This window comes from Streptomyces griseicoloratus, assembly GCF_014534645.1.
Lineage (GTDB): Bacteria > Actinomycetota > Actinomycetes > Streptomycetales > Streptomycetaceae > Streptomyces > Streptomyces griseicoloratus.
In genome coordinates this window covers 87,114-104,792 of the sequence record NZ_JACVQF010000225.1, presented here as the reverse complement: position 1 = coordinate 104,792, position 17,679 = coordinate 87,114, and the positions used below count along the sequence as shown (strand labels likewise).

18 protein-coding genes are annotated in these 17,679 nt (G+C 72.7%); 10 read left to right on the top strand and 8 right to left on the bottom strand.

Features of this window, described 5'->3' with window-relative positions; genetic code table 11:
* The 5 genes from H0H10_RS32890 to H0H10_RS32870 all read left to right on the top strand — a co-directional run.
* Positions 1-1,068, top strand: a 1,068-nt coding sequence (locus tag H0H10_RS32890; protein ID WP_188184827.1) for an LLM class flavin-dependent oxidoreductase, incomplete at its 5' end; no start/stop codon positions are given.
* Complete coding sequence (locus H0H10_RS32885) at positions 1,065-1,670, top strand: FMN reductase (protein ID WP_188184826.1); 606 nt, start codon at positions 1,065-1,067, stop codon at positions 1,668-1,670. The genes H0H10_RS32890 and H0H10_RS32885, both read left to right, overlap by 4 nt.
* A 61-nt stretch (positions 1,671-1,731) precedes the next feature.
* Positions 1,732-2,469 carry a response regulator transcription factor gene (locus H0H10_RS32880; RefSeq protein WP_188184825.1) on the top strand — a complete coding sequence of 246 codons (738 nt, stop codon included), beginning with the start codon at positions 1,732-1,734 and terminating at the stop codon, positions 2,467-2,469.
* A complete protein-coding gene (locus H0H10_RS32875) occupies positions 2,470-3,909 on the top strand; it encodes a HAMP domain-containing sensor histidine kinase (protein WP_188184824.1) in 1,440 nt (479 codons plus the stop codon).
* A 50-nt stretch (positions 3,910-3,959) separates the two neighbouring features.
* Positions 3,960-5,228 (top strand): ArgE/DapE family deacylase, encoded by a 1,269-nt coding sequence (locus H0H10_RS32870; RefSeq protein ID WP_188184823.1) that lies wholly within the window; start codon positions 3,960-3,962, stop codon positions 5,226-5,228.
* Positions 5,229-5,246: 18 nt separating this feature from the next.
* Here H0H10_RS32870 and H0H10_RS41005 read toward each other — a convergent pair whose 3' ends face one another.
* The 7 genes from H0H10_RS41005 to H0H10_RS32835 form a co-directional block, all read right to left on the bottom strand.
* Positions 5,247-5,735 carry a DUF1269 domain-containing protein gene (locus tag H0H10_RS41005; protein WP_188184822.1) on the bottom strand — a complete coding sequence of 163 codons (489 nt, stop codon included), beginning with the start codon at positions 5,733-5,735 and terminating at the stop codon, positions 5,247-5,249.
* A gap of 89 nt (positions 5,736-5,824) precedes the next feature.
* Positions 5,825-6,259, bottom strand: a complete 435-nt coding sequence (locus H0H10_RS32860) for a DUF7144 family membrane protein (RefSeq protein ID WP_188184821.1) — start codon at positions 6,257-6,259, stop codon at positions 5,825-5,827.
* Between the two features lie 152 nt (positions 6,260-6,411).
* Positions 6,412-6,936 carry a DUF4396 domain-containing protein gene (locus H0H10_RS32855; protein ID WP_188184820.1) on the bottom strand — a complete coding sequence of 175 codons (525 nt, stop codon included), beginning with the start codon at positions 6,934-6,936 and terminating at the stop codon, positions 6,412-6,414.
* Positions 6,937-7,096: 160 nt separating this feature from the next.
* Positions 7,097-7,750, bottom strand: a complete 654-nt coding sequence (locus tag H0H10_RS32850; protein ID WP_188184819.1) for a DUF305 domain-containing protein — start codon at positions 7,748-7,750, stop codon at positions 7,097-7,099.
* A gap of 122 nt (positions 7,751-7,872) precedes the next feature.
* Positions 7,873-8,274, bottom strand: a complete 402-nt coding sequence (locus H0H10_RS32845; RefSeq protein ID WP_188184818.1) for a DUF6153 family protein — start codon at positions 8,272-8,274, stop codon at positions 7,873-7,875.
* Between the two features lie 22 nt (positions 8,275-8,296).
* Complete coding sequence (locus H0H10_RS32840) at positions 8,297-9,004, bottom strand: B3/B4 domain-containing protein (RefSeq protein WP_188184817.1); 708 nt, start codon at positions 9,002-9,004, stop codon at positions 8,297-8,299.
* Positions 9,005-9,042: 38 nt separating this feature from the next.
* On the bottom strand, positions 9,043-9,879 hold the full coding sequence (locus tag H0H10_RS32835) for an EamA family transporter (protein ID WP_188184816.1): 837 nt from the start codon (positions 9,877-9,879) through the stop codon (positions 9,043-9,045).
* Between the two features lie 129 nt (positions 9,880-10,008).
* Between H0H10_RS32835 and H0H10_RS32830 the strand changes: the two genes are divergently transcribed.
* Positions 10,009-10,593 (top strand): helix-turn-helix domain-containing protein, encoded by a 585-nt coding sequence (locus H0H10_RS32830; protein WP_188184815.1) that lies wholly within the window; start codon positions 10,009-10,011, stop codon positions 10,591-10,593.
* Positions 10,594-10,647: 54 nt separating this feature from the next.
* Here the strand turns inward: H0H10_RS32830 and H0H10_RS32825 are convergent, their stop codons facing one another.
* Entirely contained in the window at positions 10,648-11,877 is a 1,230-nt protein-coding gene (locus H0H10_RS32825; RefSeq protein WP_188184814.1) for a cation:proton antiporter, read from the bottom strand.
* 276 nt (positions 11,878-12,153) lie between these two features.
* Here H0H10_RS32825 and H0H10_RS32820 point away from each other — a divergent pair, with 276 nt between their 5' ends.
* The 4 genes from H0H10_RS32820 to H0H10_RS32805 are packed head-to-tail and all read left to right on the top strand — an operon-like array spanning position 12,154 to position 17,639.
* Positions 12,154-12,678, top strand: a complete 525-nt coding sequence (locus H0H10_RS32820) for a (2Fe-2S)-binding protein (RefSeq protein ID WP_188184813.1) — start codon at positions 12,154-12,156, stop codon at positions 12,676-12,678.
* Between the two features lie 11 nt (positions 12,679-12,689).
* Positions 12,690-13,718 (top strand): FAD binding domain-containing protein, encoded by a 1,029-nt coding sequence (locus H0H10_RS32815; protein ID WP_188184812.1) that lies wholly within the window; start codon positions 12,690-12,692, stop codon positions 13,716-13,718.
* Positions 13,715-15,952, top strand: a complete 2,238-nt coding sequence (locus H0H10_RS32810; protein WP_188184811.1) for a xanthine dehydrogenase family protein molybdopterin-binding subunit — start codon at positions 13,715-13,717, stop codon at positions 15,950-15,952. Before H0H10_RS32815 ends, H0H10_RS32810 begins: the two co-directional genes overlap by 4 nt.
* Before the next feature lie 4 nt (positions 15,953-15,956).
* On the top strand, positions 15,957-17,639 hold the full coding sequence (locus tag H0H10_RS32805; RefSeq protein WP_188184810.1) for a SpoIIE family protein phosphatase: 1,683 nt from the start codon (positions 15,957-15,959) through the stop codon (positions 17,637-17,639).
* The last annotated feature ends 40 nt before the right edge of the window (positions 17,640-17,679 follow it).

Sequence of the window (17,679 nt, the reverse complement as noted above, 5' to 3'; positions counted from 1 at the left end):
GTCACGCCGGACCCGACCACGGGCCGTACGCCGACCGAACGTGAGCGCATCAAGGCCATGGTCGCCATCGCGCTGAAGGCCGAGGAGGTCGGCCTCGACGTCTTCGCGACCGGCGAGCACCACAACCCGCCGTTCGTGCCCTCGTCGCCGACCACGATGCTCGGCTACATCGCGGCCCGGACCGAGCGGCTGATCCTGTCCACGTCCACCACCCTCATCACCACGAACGACCCGGTGAAGATCGCCGAGGACTTCGCGATGCTCCAGCACCTGGCCGACGGCCGCATGGACCTGATGATGGGACGCGGCAACACCGGCCCGGTCTACCCCTGGTTCGGCCAGGACATCCGGCAGGGCATCAACCTCGCCGTCGAGAACTACGCCCTGCTGCACCGCCTGTGGCGCGAGGACGTCGTCGACTGGGAGGGCAAGTTCCGCACCCCCCTGCAGGGCTTCACCTCCACGCCGCGCCCGCTGGACGGCGTGCCGCCCTTCGTCTGGCACGGCTCGATCCGCTCCCCCGAGATAGCGGAACAGGCCGCGTACTACGGCGACGGCTTCTTCCACAACAACATCTTCTGGCCGGCCGACCACACCAAGCGGATGGTCGAGCTGTACCGGACCCGGTACGCCCACTACGGGCACGGCACGCCCGAGCAGGCCATCGTCGGCCTCGGCGGGCAGGTGTTCATGCGGAAGAACTCGCAGGACGCCGTGCGCGAGTTCCGGCCGTACTTCGACGTGGCGCCGGTCTACGGGCACGGCCCGTCGCTGGAGGACTTCACGGAGCAGACGCCGCTGACCGTCGGCTCGCCGCAGCAGGTGATCGAGAAGACCCTGTCGTTCCGCGAGTACGCCGGTGACTACCAGCGCCAGCTGTTCCTGATGGACCACGCCGGGCTGCCGCTGAAGACCGTGCTGGAGCAGCTCGACCTGCTCGGCGAGGAGGTCGTGCCGGTGCTGCGCAAGGAGTTCGCCAAGAACCGGCCCGCGAACGTGCCGGACGCGCCGACCCACACCTCCCTGCTGGCCGGCAAGGACACCGTGAAGGAAGGAGCCCGCGCATGAAGCTCGTCGTCGTCTCCGCGGGGCTGAGCGTCCCGTCCTCCACCCGGCTCCTGGCCGACCGGCTCGCGGCGGCCACCGCCGGCCCGGCCTCGGCCGAGGTCCAGGTGGTGGAGCTGCGCGACCTCGCCGTGGAGATCGCGCACAACTTCACCAACGGGTTCCCGGGGCGGGCGCTGTCCGCCGCGTTCGACGCCGTGACGGGAGCCGACGGCCTGATCGTCGTCACGCCGGTGTTCTCGGCGTCGTACAGCGGGCTGTTCAAGTCGTTCTTCGACACCCTCAGTGTGAGCGACCCCGACGCCCTCGCGGGCAAGCCCGTACTGATCGCCGCGACCGGCGGTACGGCACGGCACTCGCTCGTCCTGGACCACGCCCTGCGCCCGCTCTTCGCGTACCTCAAGGCCGTCGTCGTCCCGACCGGTGTCTACGCCGCCTCCGAGGACTGGGGCGCCGGCGGCCTGGACGGGCGGATCGAGCGGGCGGCGGGCGAGCTGGCGGCGCTGATGCGGGGCCTGTCGACGACGACGGCGGAGCCGGCGGGCCGGGAGCCCGAGGTGGTGCCGTTCGAGCAGCGGCTCGCCGCGCTGCGGACCGCGGGGTGAGAGCTCGGTAAGAAGCGCCACCGCCCGGCCGCCGTGCCCGCGGCCTTGGCAGACTGGACGGGTGCCCCGGACTGTTCTGCTCGCCGAAGACGACCGCGCCATCCGGCACGCCCTGGAGCGCGCCCTCACCCTGGAGGGCTACGAGGTCACCGCGGTCGCCGACGGCGTCGAGGCGCTGGCGCAGGCGCACCGCGGCCGGCCCGACGTGCTCGTCCTGGACGTGATGATGCCGGGCATCGACGGACTCCAGGTCTGCCGGACCCTGCGGTCAGAGGGCGACCGTACGCCGATCCTGATGCTGACGGCGCTGGTGGAGACCGCCGACCGCATCGCGGGCCTGGACGCCGGCGCCGACGACTACGTCCTCAAGCCGTTCGACGTCGAGGAGGTCTTCGCCCGGCTGCGCGCCCTGCTGCGCCGTACCGGCGGGGCGGACCCGGGCGACCCGCCGAAGCCGGCCCCCGCCCCGGAGGCGGCCGCGGCCCCCGAGGGCCCCGGCCGGTACGTCGAGGCCGCCGGGCTGCGCATGGACCCGCAGGCCCGCCGCGCCTGGCGCGGGAGCCGTGAGCTGGAGCTGACCCGGACCGAGTTCGAGCTGCTGGAGCTGCTGGTCCGCAACGCGGGCATCGTCCTCGACCACTCCACCATCTACGACCGCATCTGGGGGTACGACTTCGGGCCCGGCTCGAAGAACCTGGCCGTCTACGTCGGCTATCTGCGCCGCAAGCTGGACGAGCCGGGGGCCCCGCAGCTGATCCAGACCGTGCGCGGCGTGGGTTACGTGCTGCGGGAGGGCTGAGTGGGCGCTGCCGGCATCCCGCGGCGGCTGCGGCTGCTGTCGCTGCGGACCACGTTCGCCGTGTCGTTCGCGACGGTCACCGCCGTGGTCACGGTGCTCGTGGGCGTGCTGTCGTACAACGCCGCCGCCCGGCTGGTCCGGGTGGACCACGAGTCGGTCTTCGACCAGGTCGTGCAGGACCTGCGCGACGAGGTGCGGCAGCGGCGGATGACGCCGGACGACTTCTCCTCCTCCGCGCCGGGCCACGACATCGTGCGCCCGGTCCGCACGGACGTACAGGTGCTCGGGCCGGACGGGAGGGTGACCGACCCGTCCGATCCCCGGCTGCCGGTCACCGAGTCCGACCGGAGGACCGCGGGCGCCGCCGTCTCCGCGCGGATGGTCCAGCACAAGGACGTGGTCGTCGGCCGGGACGTCTACCGCATCGCGACCGTCGCCCTGGGCGGTGGCCGGGGTGCGGTGCAGGTGGCGCAGGAGTTCGGCGACACCGAGGACCTGCTGCGGTCCCTGCAGCGGCGGACGGGGATCCTGATGGCGGCGGTCGTGACCGCCGCCGGCCTGTTCGGCTGGTGGCTGGCCCGGCGCATCACCCGGCGCCTGGTGGCCCTCACCGCCGCCGCCGAGGACGTCGCCCGCACCCGCCGGCTCGGCATCCAGGTCCCGGTCACCGGGCTCGACGAGGTCGGCCGGCTCGGCCGCGCCTTCGACCGCATGCTGGGCCGCCTCGCCCAGTCGGAGGAGGACCAGCGCCGGCTGGTGCAGGACGCGGGCCATGAACTGCGCACGCCGCTGACGTCGCTGCGTACGAACATCTCGCTGCTGCGCAGGATCGACGAGCTTCCGCCCGCGGCACGCGAGGAACTGGTCGCGGACCTCGGCCAGGAGGCCCGCGAACTGACCGACCTGGTCAACGAGCTGGTCGACCTGGCGGCCGGCCAGTCCGACACCGAGCCCCCGCAGCGGGTCGACCTCGCCGAGATCGCGCACGACGTCGCGACGCTGGCCCGGCGCCGCACCGGGCGCGAGATCAGCGTCCGCGCCTGCGGCGACACGACCACGGACGGCCGCCCGGCCATGCTGACCCGCGCCGTGTCCAACCTGGTCGAGAACGCCACGAAGTTCGACCGCGACGGCACCGGCCCCATCGAGGTCTCCGTCGCCGGGCCCGCCCGCCCAGGTACGGTCCGCGTCGAGGTCCTGGACCGCGGCCCCGGCATAGCCGACCGCGACCTGGTCCACGTCTTCGACCGCTTCTACCGCGCCGCCGACGCCCGCTCCCAGCCCGGCTCGGGCCTCGGCCTGTCCATCGTCCGGGAGGTGGCCCTGGCCCATGGGGGAGCGCCGTTCGCGCACCGGCGGGAGGGGGGCGGTTCGGTGATCGGGTTCACCGTGGGCGGAGGACCCGCCGGGGACGAGCCGCATAGCGGCGGCTCCGGCTGAGCAGTCATCCGTGCGGGGGGCGTCGGCGGCGGAAGGGGAGGACCGGCAGCGTGCTGAGCGACGAGGAGGCCGCCGCACTGGCGGCGATCGACGAGAAGGACCTGGCCCGGACGCTGCTGGAGCTGATCGCCGTGCCCAGCGTGACCGGGAGCCCGGCGGAGTCGGAACTCCAGCACGACCTGGCCCGCCGCCTGGAGCGGCTGGACATGGACGTCGACCTGTGGCCGATGGACCTGCCCGCGCTCCGGGCGGACCCCGGCTTCCCCGGCGCCGAGGCCCCGAGGGACGAGGCCTGGGGCCTCGTCGGCACCACCCCGGACGGCGGCGACGGGCCGACCCTGATCCTCCAGGGCCACGTCGACGTCGTACCGCCCGGGGACCTCGCGGCCTGGGAGGGCGATCCGTTCGTGCCGCGGGTGACGGGGGACGACGTCGTGCACGGGCGCGGGGCCTGCGACATGAAGGCCGGCCTGGCCGCCCACCTCGCCGCGCTCGCGGCCGTCCGCGCGGCCGGCGTGCGCCTGCGCGGCCGGGTCGCCGCGCACTTCGTCGTCGGCGAGGAGGACGGCGGTCTCGGCGCCTTCGGCACCCTGCGGCGCGGGTACGGCGGCGACGCCTGCGTGATCGCGGAACCGACCGCGGGCACGCTCATCACCGCCAACGCGGGCGCGCTGACCTTCCGTCTCGCCGTGCCCGGCAAGGCCGCCCACGCCAGTGCGCGCGACCAGGGCGTCAGCGCGATCGACGCGTATCTGCCCCTGCACCGGGCGCTGGCCGGCCTGGAAGCGGAACGCAACGCCGATCCGGCACCGCTGATGGCCGAGTACGCCCTCCCCTACGCCCTGTCCGTCGGCACGCTGCGCTCCGGCGACTGGGCGAGCAGCGTGCCGGACCTGCTGGTCGCCGAGGGCCGGCTCGGGGTCCGCCTCGGCGAGGACCCGGCACGGGCGCGGGCCGAGCTGGAACGGTGTGTGGCCGAGGCGTGCGCCGCCGACCCGTGGCTGCGCGACCACCCGGCCACCGTGACCTGGCCCGGCGGCAGGTTCGCCAGCGGCCGCCTGCCGGAGGGCCACCCGCTGCCGGACGTGATCCGCGCCGCGCGGACCGACGCCACCGGCGGCCCGGCCCTGCGGGAGCGCGGGGCGCCGTACGGCAGCGACCTGCGTCTGTACGCGGGAGCCGGGATACCGACGCTGCAGTTCGGGCCGGGGGACATCCAGGTGGCGCACAGCGAGCGGGAGCACGTGTCGCTGCGGGAGGTGGTGGCGGTGACCCGGACGCTGGTGGTGGCGTTGCTGCGGACGGTCGGCACGAAGTGACCGGCGGGCCGCGGTCCCTCACGCCTCGAAGACCTCGCGGAGCTTGCGCTCGTCGTCGTGGGACAGGTTGCTGCTGATCAGCTGGGCGCTGCCGTTCGGGAACGCCTCGTGGACGCGGTCCACGACCGCCTCGGAGGTGAGGAGGAACAGGGCCGAGCTGCCCGGCGTCACCTCGCCCCGGACGCTGTCGATGAAGTCGTCGTCGATGCCCACGTCGGCCAGGGAGCCGCCGAGCGCACCGCTGAGGGCGCCGAGCGCGGCGCCGAGCAGCGGTACGAAGAAGATCAGCCCGAAGAGCATGCCCCAGAAGGTCCCGGACAGGGCGCCGGTGGCGGCGAGGTTGTGCAGCTGCTTCGTCTTGGGCTGCTTGCGGTCCTCCGGCCAGCTGACGACGGCCGCGTCGTGCACCTGTATCAGGCCCTGTTTCTGGAGGTCGAGGAGGGTTTGCTCGACGTGCTCGGCGCCTTCGGGGTTGGGGAACTTCCAGGCGGTGAGGGTGGCGGCCACGGGGGTTCCTTTCGAGCGGGTGAGGACGTGGAGGGCTGGTGGGGCCGGAGAGCGACGGGGGGCCTCGGGCCGGCCGCGGCGCGGGGGCGTCAGGCCGACGACGGGCGGCCGTGGTCGGTGCACAGCGCCCAGATGACGAAGACGGCGATGGCGATCGAGATGATCGCCCAGACCGGCTGGTACGGCAGCCAGATGAACTGCAGGACGACGACGAGGGCGGCGAGTCCGACACCGAGGCCCCGCGCCCAGGCGGCGCCCTTGAGGATGCCCCAGCCCGTGACGGCGACCAGGACGCCGAGGATCAGGTGGATCCAGCCCCACGTGGTGAGGTTGAACTCGAAGACGTAGTCGCCGATGCGGGTGTACACGTCGTCCTCCGCGATGGCGGCGATGCCGGTGAGGATGCCGAAGATGCCCTCCACCAGCATCAGCACACCGGCGAAGACGACACCGCCGGAGGCCCAGGCGCTCGCGCTGCTTCCGTGCCCTGTGGGGTGCCCGCTGCTTCGGGTGGCGTTGGCCATGGTCGTTCTCCGTCTCTCGGAATCCGCGCTGGGCGGGGAACTTCGAGCGTCGGTCCGTGACGGGCGGGTGGCGAGCGGGTGTGGGCCGTTCGGGTGAAGGCGACAACGACGTGCGCATACCCAGAGGTGGTATGCGCACGCCGTTGTGCGGGTCAGTGGTAGGCGTGCACCACGGCGTGGCCCTTGCCGCGGCCGATCATCCACTTGTTGACCGGCGTGGTGATCACGAAGGCCACGGCGAACCCGCCGAGCAGCGCCGACCAGAACAGTCCGTCCGACAGGTGTGCGTCCATCGCTCCCGGCGTCAGCGCGATGATGGTGTTGTCGACCAGCTCCATCACTGCGATGGAGACGGTGTCGGCGGCCAGTGCGACCTTGATCGCGGCCTTCAGGGACACCCCGGCGCGCACCACCGCGAAGAGGGTGAAGGAGTACCCGAAGACGAAGGCCAGCGTGATCGCGAGGATCATCGTCGGCACGTTGCCCCACAGCAGGGCGGTGCCGATGACCATGCCGAGGATCTCGCCGATGGCGCACCCGGTGAGGCAGTGCAGCGTCGCCTTCACCGCCGTCGCCCACGACGCGCCGTGCGCGTGGCCGCCGACGGGGGCGGCGTGGTGGTGCGCGGTGCCGGTGTGGTGGTGCGGGGTGCCGGTGTGGTGCGTGCTGTGGTCCATGACCTTCATCCCCATTCGACGTTCCAACGAGGAACCGGGCGGTCCCACATGCCCAACGGTATACCCCCAGGGGGTATTCCGTCGAGAGGGTGATCCTCGGGCCCACGGGGCGGGCACCCGGAAGGCCGAAGGCGCCCGCCCCGCACCGACGTGGTGGTGGTCAGTCCTTGCCGAGCAGCTTGTTCATCTGCTCGATCTCCGCGCTCTGCGAGGCGATGATCTCTTCGGCCATCCTGGTGGCCGGGGAGTAGGCGCCGTCGGCCTGCTCGGTCCTCGCCATGTCGACCGCGCCCTCGTGGTGCTTGATCATCAGCTCCATGAAGGCGGTGTCGAACGCCTTGCCCGAGGCGTCCTCGAGCTCGCTCATCTCCGCGGCCGTCATCATGCCGCCCGAGCCGTGCATGGAGTGGTCCATGGCACCCTCGGCGGGCACCTCCTCGCCCCACGAGGTCAGCCAGCCGGAGAGCGTCCTGATCTCCGGGGCCTGGGCCTTCTTGATCTCTTCGGCGAGCTTCTTCACTTCGGCCGACTGGGCCCGGCCGGGCGCGAGGCCGGCCATCTCGACGGCCTGGCGGTGGTGGGGGATCATCCCCTTCGCGAAGGCGACGTCGGCGGCGTTGTGCTGCCCCTGAGACGCCGGCGCCGAAGCCGGGGCGGATGCCGGGGCGGACGAGGAGGCGGTGGCGTTGTGGCCGCCGTGCCCGGCGGAGCCGTCGCCGCTGCCGTCGCCGCCGCAGGCGGCCAGGACGAGCGCTGCCGCACCGGCGGCGACGACGGCGGCACTGCGGCGGACGAGTGAACGCTTGTGGATCATGGTGATGCAACTCCTTGGCGCACGCCGGTCACGGCGTGCGGGAGGAACGGATGTGAGGGCATGCGGAAGCACGGCACCCGTCACCGGAGATCACTGGACGCGGGGGTGCCGAGCGGGCCGCTCTATATCCGCAGAAGCTGCAGCTCGGAGAGGTCGGGCGGCGCCCGCCCGCCGCGGGACGCTCCCATGGCCGCCGAGGCGGGCGAGGTGGCGGCGGGCGCGTCCGGCAGGGTGCCGGCCGGCGCCGGTGGCGTGTAGGCCGAACCGGTCCCGGCGGCGGCACACGTACCATCGGCGTGATCGAGGTGCCCCGTTCCGCCGTCCGTGTGGGCGCAGGCCACGTCCGCGTGCGGCGCACCGCCCGCGGCGGCCATCGCCATCTCGTGGCCCGCACCCGAATGCTTCGTCGGCACCACCCCGGGCGCCAGGCCGTGCATGCCGAGCACACCGGCCAGGACCGCCATCACCAGCAGCACGAACAGCCGCCCGGCCGGGCGGCTGCTTGATCGGGTACTGCTGGTCACCCGCCCATCGTACGGGCCGCCGTCACAGCGACAGCCGGGGACGGTCGGGGCCGAGGTGGTGCACGGCGGTCTCGTCGGCGTGCGGGGAGAGCAGGCCCCGCAGTTCCTCCGCCGCCGTCTTCAGCAGGTGGCCGTCGCGCTCGGCGTGGAGGGTTTCGAGGACGAAGGCGACGTGGGCGGAGTCCTCGGTGACGCGGGTGCGGTGGGCGTCGCGGTGGTTCCAGTGGCGGGTCAGGACGCCGGCGGTGTCGGCGTAGATGATCTCGCCGGGCTTGGGGTTCTCGACGGTCTCGGGCTCGCCGAGCGGGGTGAACTCCTCGGTGCCGTCCGCGTACCGGATGTCGACGTCGCCGGCGACGTGGTCCAGGTCGAAGGCGCCGGCGGGCAGTCCGTGGCGGACGGAGACGGTGTTGTACGAGTCGACGGCGGGGTTGATGCGGGGCAGGGCGCCCTTCTTGGCCAGGCGGCGGCCGAGCGCGTCGACGCTGGGGCGGATGCGGCGCGGGTTGGTGCCGAAGGAGCGGTAGGCGGTGTGCCACGCCTCGATACGGGGGTCGCTCTCGTCGGCGGGCTGCCAGGCGCCGTCGGCGAGCCGCTGCTCCAGGCCGTCGAGTGCGGCCACGGTGTCCGGCCAGGGTTCGCGGCCGCGCAGGCCGGTGGCGGTGACCACGGCGATGAGGGTGTCGGGGAAGGCCTCGGCGACGGCGGGGGCGATGAGGAAGGCGGTCATGGAGAGGATCTCCGTTCCTGCGTGCGGTTGGCGGCGGTTCAGGTGAGGGCGAGGAGGCTGACGGCGACGGCGGCGGTGCCCAGGCCGACGAGCTGGCCGCGGTGGATGCGTTCGGCGAGGACGCCGCGGGCGAGCAGGACGGTGCCGGCCGGGTAGAGGGCGGTGATCACGGCGACGACGGTGAGGTCGCCGCTGCGGGCGGCGAGCAGGAACAGCAGGTTCGCCACCGAGTCGAGCACGCCCGCGGCGGCCGACATCGCGTACGCGGGCTTCTCCGCGCCGAGCCTGCGGTGCAGGATGCCCGCCGCGGTCAGGGTGACGGCCGAGGAGACCGCCCTGCCGACGATGAGCGGGGCCACGCCGCTGTCGGACGGCGCCTGGTGCAGGAAGACGAGCTGCAGGGCGATGGCGGCCCCGGCGCCGAAGGCCAGCAGCAGCGCCGTCCGGGAGGGCCGCGCGGAGCCCGCGCCGCTTCCGGCGCTGACCAGCACGACCGCGACCAGCGCGAGCGGCAGGCCGATCAGTCCCGCCCGGCTCAGGTGCTCGCCCTGGAGCAGGCCCACGGTGACGGGCAGCGCGGCGGACACCAGCGCGGTCACGGGGGACAGCACGTTCATCGGGCCGATCGCCAGGGTCTTGTAGAGCAGGGCGAACGCCGCGGCCGAGGCGACACCGGAGGCGGCGCCCCAGCCGAGGGCGGCCGGGCCGAAGGAGGCGCCGAGCACCGGCCACAGCAGCAGTTCGATCGCCAGGCTGGCCGGGGCCGCGACCATGACGGTACGCAGGACGTGGGCCTTGCGGGCGCCGAGACCGCCGAGGAAGTCGGCGCATCCGTAGGCGAGAGAGCTGCCCAGGGCCAGCAGCAGAGCGAGCACGGGGAATCCTTTACCATTCAGTGGAACGACTGAACCGTACAACGGATCGACCGGCCTGTGTCAACCAAACGACCGGCCGGTGCATTCCATTGGTCCACTCTCGGAAGCCACTTTCGGAAGGGTGATCGGATGGCCGAGACAGAGGCGGCCCTGCGGACGCTCGCGCACAACGTCAGGGCGGCCCGTACTCGCGCCGGCCTGTCCCTGGACGAACTCGGCCGACGGGCCCAGGTGAGCAAGGGCGCCCTGGTCGGTCTGGAGAAGGCCCAGGGCAACCCGAACTTCGCCACCCTCGTCCGGCTGGCCGACACCCTCGGCATCTCCGTCTCCGCGCTGATGGAGGGGCCCGCCGAGGGCCGCGTCCGCATCGTGGCCGCCGATGCCGTCATGCCGCTCTGGGCCGGAGAGCGGGGCAGCGAGGCCCGGCTCATGCTGACGACCTCGGGGCCGGCCCCCGTCGAGGTCTGGCGCTGGCGCCTGGAACCGGGCGAGGAATACCCCAGCCATCCCCACCAGCCCGGAGTCGTCGAAACCGTCAGCGTCACCGCCGGCCGGATGACCCTGGTCGTCGACGGCACCGAGCACTCCGTCGAGGCCGGGCAGACCGCCGCCTTCGACGGCGACGCCCCCCACACCTACCGCGGCGCCGGCACCGGGACCTGCCACCTGATCATGACGGTCCACCTGCCCCCGGGCCCCGCCTCCACGGCCTGACCCGCCCACCACCGAGGCGTCGCCCCTCGGAGCGGACGCACCGGAAGCCGGCGCTCACCACGTCTCCGTGCCTTCCGCCGTGCCCTCGCCGCTCCGGGGCCCGGGCGGCCCCGCCCCGCCGCGCGCCTGCCGCACCCGCATCGCGAGCAGCGGGAGGACGAGGACGGAGACCATCGCCGCCCCGACCAGTGAGGCGGCCCGGTCCGTGCCGAGGAGCTTCTGGTCGACGCCGATGGTCGTGATGGCGACGACCAGGGGCAGGCACGTGGAGGAGAACAGCGAGAGAGCGGTCCGGTCGGCACGGCTCAGATCCCTCGGGGCGAGCAGGTACACGGGCCCGCCGCGCACCAGCAGGAAGAGCACCAGGAAGACCGGCACGAGCAGCAGCGCGACCGGATCGTCGAGCAGGGAGTCCAGGTCGAACTCGATGCCGGTGACGACGTAGAACAACGGCACGAGGAAGCCGAAGCCCATCGCCTCCACCCTGCCCAGGACCTCGCCGCTGCTCGCGGGGGCGGCCCGGTGGAGTACGAGACGGGTGAGGACCCCCGCGGCGAAGGCGCCCAGCAGTACGTCGAGGCCGAAGACCTCGGCGAGGCCGAGCATGCAGGCCAGCATCAGCATGACGAACCGGACCGCGAACTGGCCGCTGCTGTGCAGGGTCCGCTCGGTCAGCCGCCCGAACCAGGCCGGCCGAGGGCGCAGGGCCCAGAAGACGGCGGCGGCCGTGACGGCGCCGAACGCGGCCAGCAGCACCGCGGACTCGGCCGGCCGGCGTCCGCTGAGCAGCAGGGCCATGGCGACGACGGGCCCGAACTCGCCCACGGCCCCGAAGGCCGACACCACCGTCCCGAAACGCCCCCGCAGCTCCCCGCGGTCCCGCAGCATCGGCAGTACCGTCCCCAGTGCCGTACTGGTCAGCGCGGTGCCGACGACGAACGCCTCGAACACCTCGCCGCCGGAGACCAGGAACCCCAGCCCGATCCCGGCCGCGAGCGACACCGGCCAGGCCCACAGCGCCCGGCGCAGGGTGTCACCGCGGATCGCGGCGAACTCGATCTCGTAGCCCGCCAGGAAGATCAGCATCGACAGCCCGAGATCGGCGAGCGTGTCGACGACCTCGTCCGTGTGCGCCCAGCCGAGGACCTGCGGACCGATGACGATGCCGAGGGCGATCTCGAAGATGACCAGCGGGATACGGACCCGGCGGCCCGTGGCGTGGACGAGGAGCGGCGCCAGTACGGCCGCGGCCAGGATCAGGACGAGCGTGCCGGGATGCGTCATACGGCCTCGCCGGCCGGTGTGTCAGGGGGTGAAGACCTCGAAAGGGAAGCGCTCTGAGGCATCGGCAGCTCCCTGGCAGACGGCATGCGCCGCGCACGTGGCGCGACCGCGCGCACGGCCAGTGCCACTCTCACCCGCGCGGAGGGTCCGGACCACCAGGCGTACGCCACCAGGGGGAAGCCGCGCTCGCGCGTCCGGCGCAGTCCGCGAACCCACCTTTTGCGCACTAAATACGCCCATAAGAGAATCGGAAGGTGCTGCACTTGGAGGTGCCCCATGTCCGCTACTGGCCCGGCCCTCACTCGACGAGACACGACCGCGGTGGAACGGGGACCTGATCCGGTCCGGATCACCCTGTCGGTCAACGGCACCGAGCACAGCCTCGACGTCGAACCACGCGTCAGCCTCCTGGACGCGCTGAGGGAGCACCTGGACCTGACCGGCGCCAAGAAAGGCTGTGACCAGGGCACCTGTGGAGCCTGCACCGTGTGGGTCGACGGACGGCGCGTACTGGCCTGTCTCACCCTGGCGCTGACCTGCGAGGGCCACGAGGTCACGACGATCGAGGGGCTCGCCCCGGAGGCCGAACCGCACCCCCTGCAACGGGCCTTCGTCGAGCACGACGCCTTCCAGTGCGGCTACTGCACTCCGGGCCAGATCATGTCCGCGGTGGCACTGATCGAGGAAGGACACGCGGGGGACGACGCCGAGATCAAGGAGTGGATGAGCGGCAACATCTGCCGTTGCGCCGCCTACCCCAACATCCGGGCCGCGATCCGCGCCGTCCGCGACCAGACGTAGGGAGACTTCTCGTGCGGCCCATCGCCTACCTCCGCGCGACCGATGCGGCGAACGCCGTCGAGGCCGTCAGCACGGACCCCACCAGCGACTTCCTGGCCGGCGGCACCACCGAGGTCGACCTGCTCCGACAGGAAGTACTGAACCCCCGCCGACTCGTCGACATCAACGACCTGCCGCTGACCGGCATCGAAGGCACCCCCGAAGGCGGCCTGCGCATAGGCGCACTGGCCCGGATGAGCGACGTCGCCGCGGCCCCCGTCGTGCGCGAGCGCTTCCCGATGCTGGCCCAGGTGCTGGAGTCGGGAGCGTCCGCCCAGTTGCGCAACATGGCGTCCATGGGGGGCAACCTGCTGCAACGCGTGCGCTGTTCGTACTTCCGCGATGCCGAATCCCCGTGCAACAAGCGGGAACCCGGCACCGGCTGCTCGGCCATCAAGGGCTTCAGCCGCGGTCACGCCGTGCTCGGCACCAGCGAACACTGCATAGCCACCCATCCCTCGGACGTGGCCGTCGCCCTGGTGGCGCTGGATGCCCGGGTGCGCACCCTGGGCCCGAAGGGGGAGCGGACCTATGCCGTCGACGACTTCTTCCTCGTCCCCGGTGACTCCCCGCACCGCGAACACCCCATGGAACACGGTGAGTTGATCACCGGGATCGAGGTGCCGGCCACACCGGTGGCGCGCCGGTCGCTCTACCTCAAGGTCCGGGACCGCGCATCGTACGAGTTCGCGCTGGTCTCGGTGGCGGCCGCGCTGTCCGTGGCGGACGGCACGATCGCGGATGTGCGCATGGCCCTCGGCGGCGTCGCCACCAAACCCTGGCGGGCCCGACGGGCCGAGGACTTCCTCGTCGGCGCGGCCACCGACCCCGACGGCTTCCGCATGGCCGCACGCGTGGAGATGGCCGACGCCCGGCCCACCCCCCTGAACGCCTTCAAGGTCGAACTCGCCCAGCGCGCGATCGTCCGCGCCCTGCGCACGCTCAGCGATGGACCGGGAGCCGGGCCGGCGCCCCGGCCCGGGACAGGGAGCCCGTCATGACCGCGACCATCCCCTCCGCCACAGGACAGCCGCTCGACCGCGTCGACGGCTACGCCAAGGTCAGCGGACGCGCGCGGTACTCCGCCGAGATCCCCATCCCGGACATGGCGTACGCGTACGTGGTCGGCTCCCGTATCGCCGCCGGACGAGTCACCGGCATCGACGCGAGTGCCGCACAGGCCGAGGAGGGCGTACTGGCCGTCCTCACCCGTCAGACGCTGCCGAGGATCGCCGAGCAGCCCCCGCTCATCCCCTCGCTCGCCGGCACGGCGGCGCCCGGTCAGACCTTCTTCCCCGTGCAGGACGACACCGTGCACTACGCGGGCCAGCCGATAGCGCTGGTCGTCGCCGACACCTGGGAGCGGGCCCAGCACGCCGCGCGGCTGCTGCGCGTCTCCTACGAGGAGACCCCTCCCGTCACCACCCTCGACCAGGGACGCGATCTGGCCTACGAGCCCGAGCGGATCTTCGGGGGCTGGATACCGGGCCGTTCCGAACGCGGGGACGTGGCCGCCGGGCTGCGGGAAGCGGACGTCACGGTGGACGGCACGTACACCTACGCGGCCAACAACCACAACCCGCTGGAGGCGTCCTGCACCACGGCCCAGTGGGACGGGGACGACCTGCTGCTGTACGACGCCACCCAGGGCGTCAACGCCACCCAGATGACCGTCTCCCGGCTGCTCGGCATCCCGATGTCGCGGATCCGGGTCATCGGCCACTACGTCGGCGGCAGCTTCGGGTCGAAGGCGATGATCCACGCCCACCCGACCCTCGCCGCGATGGCGGCACGCGCGGTCGGCAGGCCCGTCAAGCTCTTCCTCACCCGCGAGCAGATGTTCACCTCGGTCGGTCACCGCGAGGAACAGGAGCAGCAGGTGACGCTCGGTGCCACCCGCGAGGGCCGGCTGACCGCCATACGGCACCTCAAGCTGTCCCCGACCTCCCACTTCGACGACTGGGCGGAACCGTCCGTCGGCACCTCCTCGCAGATCTACGCGTGCCCCCACTACGAGGGGGCCTACCGGCTGTTCCGTGCCAACACCATGACCCCCACCTTCATGCGGGCGCCGGGAGAGGCCAGCGGCATGCACGCGCTCGAGTGCTCGCTGGACGAACTCGCGCACGAGCTGGGCCTGGACCCGATCGAGCTGAGACTGCGCAATCACACCGAGGTCGACGCCATGACGGGGCACCCCTGGTCGAGCAGCGGCCTGCGGGAGTGCTACGAGCGCGGTGCCGACCGCTTCGGCTGGGCCGGCCGTGATCCCCGTCCGGGCACGCGCAGGGAGGGCGACTGGCTGATCGGCACCGGTATGGCCACCGCCAGTTACCCGGTCGCTCCGCTCGCCAACCCGCAGCGCGCCCGCGCGCGTCTCTACGCCGACGGCACGGCGGTCGTCCAGGCCGCCACCCCCGACTTCGGCACCGGTGTCGCCACGGTCATGGCCCAGGTCGCGGCCGACGGCCTGGGACTCGGCGTGGACCGGTGCCGCTTCGAGAGCGGTGACACCGATCTGCCGAACATCGCCGCCGCGGTCGGCTCGGCCGGCGCCGGCATGATCAGTGCGGCCGTGCACAGCGCCGCCACGGCCCTGCGCCGGCAACTCGTCGACAGCGCCGTCGCGGATCCCGGCTCGCCGCTGTTCGGTGCGGACCCGGTACGCGTGGTCGTGCGGGACGGCGTCATGACCGCAGGAGCCGCCTCCGAGTCGTACAGCGACCTTCTGCGGCGCACCCTGCGGCCGGACGCCGAGGCCGTGGGGCAGTGGAATCCGCCCGCACACGACGTCCCCTACGGGATGATGACCTTCGGTGCCCAGTTCGCCGAGGTCGCCGTGGACGCGGACCTGGGCGTCGTCCGGGTGCGGCGCATGACCGGCGCCTTCGCGCCCGGCCGGGTCCTCAACGCCAAGACGGCCCGCAGCCAGCTGATGGGCGGCATGCTGTGGGGCCTCGGCCAGGCCCTGCTGGAAGCCAACCACATGGACCCGGACACCGGGCACTGGGTCAGTTCGAGCCTGGGGGAGTACCTCGTCCCCGTCAACGCGGACGCACCCGACGTCGACGTCGAACTGATCGAGGTCGAGGACGACGTCGTCAACCCCCTGGGTGTCAAAGGCGTCGGCGAGATCGGCCAGGTCGGCGTGTCCGCCGCCATCGCCAATGCCGTGCACCACGCCACGGGGCGGCGGATACGCGAACTGCCGATCACGATCGAGGACCTCATCTGAGCGCATGAACGATGCCGGCCCGGCACTCCGGGCCCTGCTGACCGGCTCGGTCGTCGGTCTCGCCGTCTGGGACACCGACCTGCGGTGCGTCTGGGCCAACGACGCCCTCGAACGCTATGACGGGATCGCCCGGGAGCAGCGCCTGGGCCGCCGGCCACGGGACTCCCTGACCGGGGACTCCGACCGGCTGGAAGCCCTCATACGCCGGGTGCTGGCCGGCGGCCACTGTGTCACGGGCCGCGAGTACCGCGTCCCGGCAGTGGCGGGGAAACGACGGGACCGCGCCTTCTCGGCCTCCTTCGTGCGCCTGGAGGACGCCGACGGCCGCATTCTCGGGGTGTGCATGCTGATACTGGTCGTCACCGACCGGCGGTGGGCGGGGGACCGCCTGGCGGTGGTGAGCGAGGCCGGCGCGCGCATCGGCACCACGCTGGACGTCATGCGCACGGCACAGGAGCTGGCCGACTACACGGTGCCGTTGATCGCCGACTACGTGACCGTCGACCTCACGGAGGCGGTGCGGTTCGGGGAGGAGCCGCTGGACCGGCTGGGCCCCTCGTGCGGACGTGTCCCCAAGTTCAGGCGAGCGGGCCGGGCCTCGGTCCACACCGGTGCCCCGGAGTCGCTGTGGTCGATCGGCGAGGTGGTGTACGTCCCGGAGACGTCGCCGTTCACTCAGGTGCTGTACACGGGCCGTCCCCTGCTGGAACCCCTGCTCGACACCTCGCACGACACCTGGTTGGCCGACGACCCGGCGCGGGCCGCGAAGATCCGTGAGTTCGGCATGCACTCCCTGCTGATCCTCCCGGTCCACGCCCGAGGCGTCCTCCTGGGCGTGGCGGTCTTCGTACGGACGTCGAATCCGACGCCGTTCGACGAGAACGACCAGCTCCTGGCCGAGGAGTTGGTGGCCCGGGCCGCGCTGAGCCTGGACAATGCCCGCCGGTACACCCGTGAGCGGAACACGGCCCTCGCCCTCCAGCGCAGCCTGCTGCCGCGGCGGGTGCACGGCGGCACCGCCATGGAGGTGGCCGCCCGCTACCTCCCCGCGGACGCCGAGGACGGTGTCGGCGGCGACTGGTTCGACGTCATCGGACTGCCCGGCGGGCGCCTGGCCCTCGTGGTGGGCGACGTGGTGGGGCACGGCGTCGCCGCGGCGGCGACCATGGGGCGACTGCGTACGGCCATCCGCACGCTCGCGGACCTCGACCTGCCTCCTGGGGAGCTGCTGACCAGGCTGGACCGGACGTTCATCCGGCTGACCGAGGACGAGGAGGCGGCCGAAACGGAGATCCCGTCCCTGGGTGCCACCTGCGTCTACGCCGTCTACGACCCCGCCACCCGCAAGTGCACGCTGGCACTGGCCGGCCATCCGCCGCCCGCCGTCGTCCACCCGGACAGTGGCGTCTCCTTCCCCGACCTGCCGCACGGCACACCGCTCGGTCTCGGAATGCTGGCATTCCCGACCGCGGAGCTGGACCTGCCCGCGGGCACCCTGATCGCCCTCTTCAGCGACGGGCTGGTCGAGGACCGTCACCAGGACATCGACGTCGGCCTGCGACGACTGGGACGTGCGCTCACCCAGCGCACGGCGTCCCTGGAGGACCTCTGCACGGCGGCAATCGCCACGCTACCCACCACGCCCCCACCCGACGACGTCACCCTGCTCCTGGCCCGCGGCCTGTGACCCGAGCCCCGAAGCCCCACCCGCCACCAGCGAGACCCAG

Bases quoted from the DNA above. Each gene is read 5' to 3' on its own strand.
- H0H10_RS32860 (WP_188184821.1), bottom strand. From the start codon at position 6,259: ATGGCCAACGCCACCCGAAGCAGCGGGCACCCCACAGGGCACGGAAGC.
- H0H10_RS32850 (WP_188184819.1), bottom strand. From the start codon at position 7,750: ATGATCCACAAGCGTTCACTCGTCCGCCGCAGTGCCGCCGTCGTCGCC.
- H0H10_RS32805 (WP_188184810.1), top strand. From the start codon at position 15,957: ATGAACGATGCCGGCCCGGCACTCCGGGCCCTGCTGACCGGCTCGGTC.
- H0H10_RS32825 (WP_188184814.1), bottom strand. From the start codon at position 11,877: ATGACGCATCCCGGCACGCTCGTCCTGATCCTGGCCGCGGCCGTACTG.
- H0H10_RS32830 (WP_188184815.1), top strand. From the start codon at position 10,009: ATGGCCGAGACAGAGGCGGCCCTGCGGACGCTCGCGCACAACGTCAGG.
- H0H10_RS32820 (WP_188184813.1), top strand. From the start codon at position 12,154: ATGTCCGCTACTGGCCCGGCCCTCACTCGACGAGACACGACCGCGGTG.
- H0H10_RS32855 (WP_188184820.1), bottom strand. From the start codon at position 6,936: ATGGACCACAGCACGCACCACACCGGCACCCCGCACCACCACACCGGC.
- H0H10_RS32810 (WP_188184811.1), top strand. From the start codon at position 13,715: ATGACCGCGACCATCCCCTCCGCCACAGGACAGCCGCTCGACCGCGTC.
- H0H10_RS32840 (WP_188184817.1), bottom strand. From the start codon at position 9,004: ATGACCGCCTTCCTCATCGCCCCCGCCGTCGCCGAGGCCTTCCCCGAC.
- H0H10_RS32885 (WP_188184826.1), top strand. From the start codon at position 1,065: ATGAAGCTCGTCGTCGTCTCCGCGGGGCTGAGCGTCCCGTCCTCCACC.